Genomic DNA, 1374 nt, shown 5'->3' on the forward strand with positions numbered 1-1374 from the left:
GAGCCCAAATGTATGTACCGGCTGCTGTTCGCAAGTGTTCAATTGCATGTCTTCTGGAAGTCGCTGATATGTATCCGGCCTTTGGATCGGCTTGTTTTGCTTGCCGTGGCCCTGTTGGGAGTACGCACGCGCCTTTGTCTCATTAGCGGACAGGTCGATTATGACCATTTGGGCTCTCAGACTTTGGGTGCGTCTTTATTCCGTTCCATGCATTTGAGGTTTACGAACGTCGTTTGCGGCTAAGATCAGATCGCAGTCGCCAATTCCTTTTCCTTCCAATCGAAGTTCTTGCCTGAGTTAAGAACACTCCATGCGATCCGCGCTAGCTTATTGGCAAGCGCCACACCGAGCTTGTTGTGCTGCATGCGCGTCGCGGCGGCTTCCAACCATGCACCAAAACTAAACTTATGCCAGTTTTTCGGTCGCATCATGATGACCTGCGCGGCCTGCACAAACAGCATGCGGAGATACCGGCTGCCTCGTTTTGTGATGCGACCCAGGATGGTGCGCCCACCTGTGCTGTTTTGACGTGGAACGAGGCCTATCCAGGCGGCAAAATCACGGCCACGATCATAGGCTTCGCCACGCCCGACGGCGGCGACCACTGCGGTCGAGATAATCGGCCCGATCCCCGGAATGGTCATCAGACGTTGGCAACTTTCCTCGGTCTCGCTGACCTCTTTGATTTCAGATGTGGTCATATCGATCCGTTTATCCAACCAGATCCAATCCTGTTGGAGCCCCAAGATCAATCTCCGCATCCGCAAGGACATCTCGTCGCCGCGATTGTTAAGAATGGCTTCGAGTGAGGCGCGCAGAGCCGCGACACTACGTCGAACAGTGATCCCCTGTTCGATCAGAAAGGCCCGGATCTGATTCATTGCCGCTGTCCGACGTGACACAAGCCGTGACCGAACGCGATGCAGCGCCTGTAGATCAAGCTGCTCCTGCGTCTTCTCCGATACCGTCTTGAGATTGGGACGCAAAGCGGCTTCTGCAATAGCTTCAGCGTCATTGTAGTCGTTCTTCTGGCCCTTGTTGAAAGGCTTCACATAAATCGCGGGAATGATCCGGGGCTCAAACCCCATCTTGCGCAGCGTTCGGCTGACAAAGTGCGCGCTCAGGCAAGCTTCCATCCCGACAATACAATGCGGCAGCTCCTCAAACGTCGCGACCAACGCCATGCGTTTGATCTTCTTGCGCAAAACAAGCCGACCCTCTTTGTCAAAGCCAACCAAGTGAAATACGTCTTTGCCGATATCAACGCCAACTGACATCAGCTCATCAAAGTCATTCTTCGCCATGCTACTTCTCCTTTTTGCAGTATAGGCCAAGCCTAACCTGCTGGGTGAAGCAGCCGGTACATCCCATTAG

The 1374-nt window shown here is 53.8% G+C and carries 1 protein-coding gene; it reads right to left on the reverse strand.

The features are described from left to right. Positions 1-245 precede the first annotated feature (245 nt). Positions 246-1304, reverse strand: coding sequence for an IS110 family RNA-guided transposase (locus tag BOA8489_RS19975; protein ID WP_093976056.1), 1059 nt, complete (start codon positions 1302-1304; stop codon positions 246-248). Between the last annotated feature and the right edge of the window lie 70 nt (positions 1305-1374).

This window comes from Boseongicola aestuarii (assembly GCF_900184815.1).
In the GTDB taxonomy this organism is placed as follows: domain Bacteria; phylum Pseudomonadota; class Alphaproteobacteria; order Rhodobacterales; family Rhodobacteraceae; genus Boseongicola; species Boseongicola aestuarii.